The 5,275-nt window shown below is 44.1% G+C and carries 4 protein-coding genes and 1 tRNA gene; 3 read left to right on the forward strand and 2 right to left on the reverse strand.

Going from position 1 to position 5,275, the window contains the following annotated elements; translation table 11 throughout:
• Nucleotides 1-199 precede the first annotated feature (199 nt).
• A complete protein-coding gene (locus tag P5674_RS22945; protein WP_006616517.1) occupies nt 200-964 on the forward strand; it encodes a sulfite exporter TauE/SafE family protein in 765 nt (254 codons plus the stop codon).
• A gap of 134 nt (nt 965-1,098) precedes the next feature.
• On the opposite strand, the gene P5674_RS22950 is transcribed toward P5674_RS22945, so the two are convergent.
• Nucleotides 1,099-2,583 (reverse strand): M16 family metallopeptidase, encoded by a 1,485-nt coding sequence (locus P5674_RS22950; RefSeq protein WP_014275322.1) that lies wholly within the window; start codon nt 2,581-2,583, stop codon nt 1,099-1,101.
• A 19-nt stretch (nt 2,584-2,602) separates the two neighbouring features.
• Complete coding sequence (locus tag P5674_RS22955) at nt 2,603-4,186, reverse strand: M16 family metallopeptidase (protein ID WP_006616519.1); 1,584 nt, start codon at nt 4,184-4,186, stop codon at nt 2,603-2,605.
• A 190-nt stretch (nt 4,187-4,376) separates the two neighbouring features.
• Here P5674_RS22955 and P5674_RS22960 point away from each other — a divergent pair, with 190 nt between their 5' ends.
• Nucleotides 4,377-5,003 (forward strand): TetR/AcrR family transcriptional regulator, encoded by a 627-nt coding sequence (locus tag P5674_RS22960; protein ID WP_006616520.1) that lies wholly within the window; start codon nt 4,377-4,379, stop codon nt 5,001-5,003.
• Between the two features lie 84 nt (nt 5,004-5,087).
• A tRNA-Ser gene (locus P5674_RS22965) sits at nt 5,088-5,177 on the forward strand.
• The last annotated feature ends 98 nt before the right edge of the window (nt 5,178-5,275 follow it).

Here is a 5,275-nt window from a genome sequence, read left to right on the forward strand (position 1 = left end):
AAGGGCGGGTTTATCTATGTTTCTGGTGATACACCAAAGCTGACTGGTAAGAAAGAAAGGGCGGGTTTATCTATGTTTCTGGTGATACATCAAAGCTGACTGTAGAACCCGCCCCTACAGAACCCGCCCCTACAGAACCCGCCCCTACAGAACCCGCCCCTAAAAGGTTTTTTAATTTTCCCTATTTTTTAATAGATTAATGCTTATTTTGATTGTCGGACATCTCCTCGCTATTTGTATTGGTTTGAGTCTGGGTTTAATTGGAGGCGGAGGGTCAATTCTAGCCGTTCCGGTTCTCGTTTATATCATGGGAATAGGGACTAGAGAAGCGATCGCCATGAGTCTAGCCATTGTCGGTTCAGTCAGTTTGCTGGGGATGTTACCCCATTGGCGGCGTGGAAACGTGAATTTTAAGACTTTTGCTATTTTTACCCCAACGGCGATGATAGGGGCTTATTTTGGCGCTCGTTTAGCCTCTTTTCCTGGGATTACTGATACCATTCAAATGATGACTTTTGGGGCGATCGCTTTACTGGCTAGTATATTGATGATTTCCCGCAGTAATCATGTCCCCAAGGCGGTTGATCCCTCTGTCGCTAAAGACAATTCTCGCTGGTGGTTAATTCCCCTGGGGGGATTAGGGGTAGGTGTAATTACCGGATTTGTCGGGGTTGGGGGTGGATTTGCGATCGTACCAGTATTGGTATTACTGGGGGGAATTCCGATTAAAGAGGCGATCGGCACCTCCTTATTAATTATCACATTTAACTCTATTGCTGGCATTATCGGCTATTTAGGACAAGTTCCCATCAATTGGTCTCTCACCTTTTCCATGACCATAGCTGCTAGTTTAGGGACTCTCGGCGGCGCTTATTTGAATCAGTTTATTGACGGTAAACGACTACAAAAATTCTTTGGTTTCTTTGTCTTAGGAATTGCTACCGTCGTTTTACTGCAACATTAAGCCTTGACATTTTACCCCTACCAGAAAGATTCTACCATCTTGAATGCGGCAAGGGGTAGGTGATCACCCTCTCCCAGAGAGAGACCGAGAGAGGGAGATTTTTGTCAATGAGGAATTTCATCCCCTGAAAATACCTAGGTTTGATTGGGGATAGTAATATCAATCGAGGTAACTTTGACATCCTCATTCAAGCTATTAAGGGGGGGGTCAATACTATTTTGATTACCCACCACTAAAATCACCAGCTTTTCCGGTTGGAGATACTCAGCCGCCACCCTCTGAACATCCTCAATGGTGGTTTCCTCAACTTGACGACGGTAGTTGAAGATAAAATCGGCGGGATAACCGAAGTATTCATAACGCATCAAACGAGAAAGGGTTTGGTCGCCGGAAGCGAAATTAAACACAAAAGAATTAAGGGTTGATTCCTTGGCGTAGTTCAATTCCTCGGCGGTAATGGGTTCGGTGCGTATGCGCTTAATTTCGGATTTCATAGCCTGAATTAATGGAACAGTGGTATCTGAACGAGTTTGACCCCCAGAAATAAATAAGCCGGGATAATCAAAATTAGGACTCCATACTCCATACACAGAATAGGCTAAACCTTGACGCGATCGCACTTCATTAAATAGCCTACCACCAAAGCCATTCATCACACCATTAAGCACCATTAGCGCCGGGTAATCAGGATTATTAGCCTTACCGCCTAAATGTCCCATCTGCACATAACTTTGAGTTAGTTGGGGTTGGTCAATCATAAACACCCCACCCAGATTAACCTGATTAACATCAGGAAGGGGAGGATTTATAGCTTCGCGGCTAGATTTCCAATCTCCGAACTTTTCCGCAATGAGCGATCGCATTTCAGCGGAATCAAAATCTCCCACAATCCCCAAAATCATATTTTGAGGGTGAAAATATTGTTGATGAAACTTGACTAAATCTGACCGAGAAATCTGTGATAAATGGTCATATTCCACACTGCGGGCGTAGGGACTTTTGGAGCCATAAATTAGCTTCTGAAATTCCCGACTAGCTATGCGTTGAGGGTCGTCATTCCGACGAGCGATCGCCCCTCGCATTTGATTTTTAGCTAACTCTAATTGTTGAGGATCAAAAGCCGGTTCTCTAATCACTTCTGCAAATAAACTAAATACCCCATCGAGATCCTCACTTAGGGCGCTAAAACCCGCATTTCCCATAGTATCACTAATTCCCGTTTCTACCGATGCGGCTTTGTGTTCCAGGATTTCATTTAACACTTGAGGGGGATGTTTTTTAGTTCCCCCATCGCGCATTAAACTCCCCGTTAAACTAGCTAATCCTACCTTATTATTGGGCTCAAAACGGCTGCCAGTTTTAAAGATAGCACTTCCCCTAACTAAAGGAAGTTCCCGGTCTTCCATCAGGTAAATAACAATACCATTTTCAAGTTGATAGCGACTGTATTCGGGAAGTTCCAAAGTGCGAAGGGGAGGGAATTCTAGTTCCCGATAATGTTTGGGAACTCCGGCGACGGCGGGGGAATGCCAAACCACTGTCATGACCAGGGTTAGACAGGCGATCGCCATTAGTAATAACCTGGATTTTTTCAATTTCATAGAGGTTGTCAATTGCATATTATTAGGAAGTGGTACATTAATTTTGCGATAAAAGACGACCCACCGTGCGATTTTCCGGGCGGAAAGTAGCCTGGGCGACCCTTTGAATATCTTGGGGAGTGATAGCAGAAATGGCATCCAAAGTTTCAAATAAATGCCGCCAAGATCCAGTTTTCACCTCATAGTTAACTAAAGCAAAAGCCATCCCCATATTAGAATCAAGCGATCGCAATAAACTCGCCCGCGCCTGAGTTTTTACCCTTTCTAATTCCCGGGGAGAAACCAGTTCATTTTTGAGGCGGTCTATTTCCACTTGTAAAGCAGCCGCCACATCATCCACCGTATGATTAGGGGAAGTTAACGCATAAAACAACATCAAATTATCATGTTTATTTCCCGGATAACTGCTAATTCCTTGGGCGGCGAGGGCTACCTGTTTTTGTTCTACCAAAGATTGATATAACCGGGAAGTGCGACCACTGCTAAGAATACTGGCGATCGCATCTATAACCACATGGTCTGGGTCACTGATAGCCGGGCGATGATACCCTTCTAAATACCAAGGTTGAGAACGTAGATATTTAGTGATTTCGCGAGTTTCAAGTTGTGGAGGTTCCGTCACCTCAAGTTGTGGGGGATGAGGTCGAGATGGATAGCGACCAAAGTAGATTTGAGCCAGTTTTTTAACCTGTAATGGATCTACATCTCCCACCACCGCTACAGTCAAATTACTCGGTACATAATAGGTATCAAAGAAATCCTGAACATTTGGGCGGGTCATCCTTTGCAAATCCTCTAAATAACCAATCACCGGACGACGATAGGGGTGTACTTGAAACGCCGTTTCAGCGAAAGCCTCCACCATTTGACCCACCGGAGAATTATCAGTCCGCAGTCTTCTTTCTTCCAGAATTACCTCTTTTTCCTTAAAGAATTCTCGGAATACAGGTTCTAAAAATCTCTCCGACTCCAGAGACATCCACAATTCTAATTTATTCGACGGTAGACTGTAGAAATATCTCGTTTCATCAGCAGAAGTAGTAGCATTCATTCCCACTCCCCCCGATTGTTCAACAATCCGCCCAAATTCGTTTTGGTTAACATACTCAGACGCTTGTTTTTCCACCTTCATAAATTCGGCAGTCAGTTTAGCTAATTCCTCAGTATTACCCTGATTTTGAGCGACTAGGATACGGTCAAATAGTTGATCTAGTTTATCTAAAAGTGGTTTTTCCGCTGCATAATTACTCGTCCCAATTCGTTGAGTCCCTTTAAAAGCCAGATGTTCTAAATAATGGGCTACCCCCGTTTGTCCTTCCGGTTCATCAACACCCCCAACATCTGCATGAATTAAAAAAGAAACCACGGGGGCTTGATTTCTTTGTAAGACTATAAACTTCATCCCATTATCTAGGCGAAATTCGCTCACCTTATCGATAACTCGATCTAAGTAAGGTTGGATAGATGGCGAAGGGCTGGGAAGTTCATCAGCTTGGGTTGGCTGTCCCCAAGTAGTCACCCCCAGGACAATTGCTAACAGCAACAGCAGAAATTGTTTTAGCCAAGGGGGTAATCGTTTTTGATGGTGCTTAGGTGAAGTCACGAACCAACTTAGATTCATAAAGATTTTGTAGTTTCTGGTTTAGATCATAGTTTATATATTGACATACTCCCCCGTTAACTGCTATTCATGAAAAATACTATTCTTAAACTACAATGTCTCATCCACTCTTGACTCTTCTGGCGAATTGCCTATCATAGCATCAACTCAGGGTTTTGATAATTATCTCCCCCACAGTTTCTATTTATTTATGAACATCTTTAATCAATCTCCACCCCGAGAAGTTGACATACCTACTCGTATCCTGAAAGCGGCGACTAAACTTTTTGCGCGACGTGGCTATGAAGCAACTACTATCAAGGACTTGGCTGCTAAGGTGGGAGTGGCGGAGGGGACTATATTTCGCTACTTTCCTAATAAAAAGGCCATTTTGGTCGAGGTCGTGACTCAGGGATGGGTTGAGATTTTGACGGATTTACTCACAGAATTGAGTGAGGTGGCTAATTATCAAGGGATTTCCCAAATTATGCGACATCGGATGATGGGTCTGGATAGTAACGCCGATTTGCTGCGGGTTTGTTTCCTAGAAGCGCAGTTTCACCCGGAATTGAGCGATCGCATTCAGTCAGAAATTATTGCTAAAATGACAGACGTGGCTGAGGCTTTCTTTCAAACCGCTATGGAGAAGGGCGTGTATCGTCCCATGAATCCCCGTATGGTCGCCCAGGTATTTTTGGGTATGTTTGCGGTCGCTGGCTTCAGTTATCGCACTATTATTGACCCAGCCGCCTCCCCCTCCGATATGCAGGAAATGGCCGAAGGACTGACTGATATTTTCCTCAATGGGATTATCAATCGAGAATCAACGGGCCATTAAAATCTCTGAGAAAATCGAGAAAATTTTTTGCCGACAGGACTAGACTTATTGGTGAGAATCAGTTATATTAGAATGATGTCACTGGGAGAGGTGGCTGAGTGGTCGAAAGCGGCAGATTGCTAATCTGTTGAGGGGTGTTCAGCCTCTCCGAGGGTTCGAATCCCTCCCTCTCCGTTCACAATTAACCCTTATCCTGATAGCGATAGCGGGTTATTGCTCAACCCCTATATCCTATTGAGTTACTCAGATATTACTCACAATCTAGTCCTAGG

The organism is Limnospira sp. PMC 289.06 (genome assembly GCF_032350395.1).
GTDB classification, from domain to species: domain Bacteria; phylum Cyanobacteriota; class Cyanobacteriia; order Cyanobacteriales; family Microcoleaceae; genus Limnospira; species Limnospira platensis.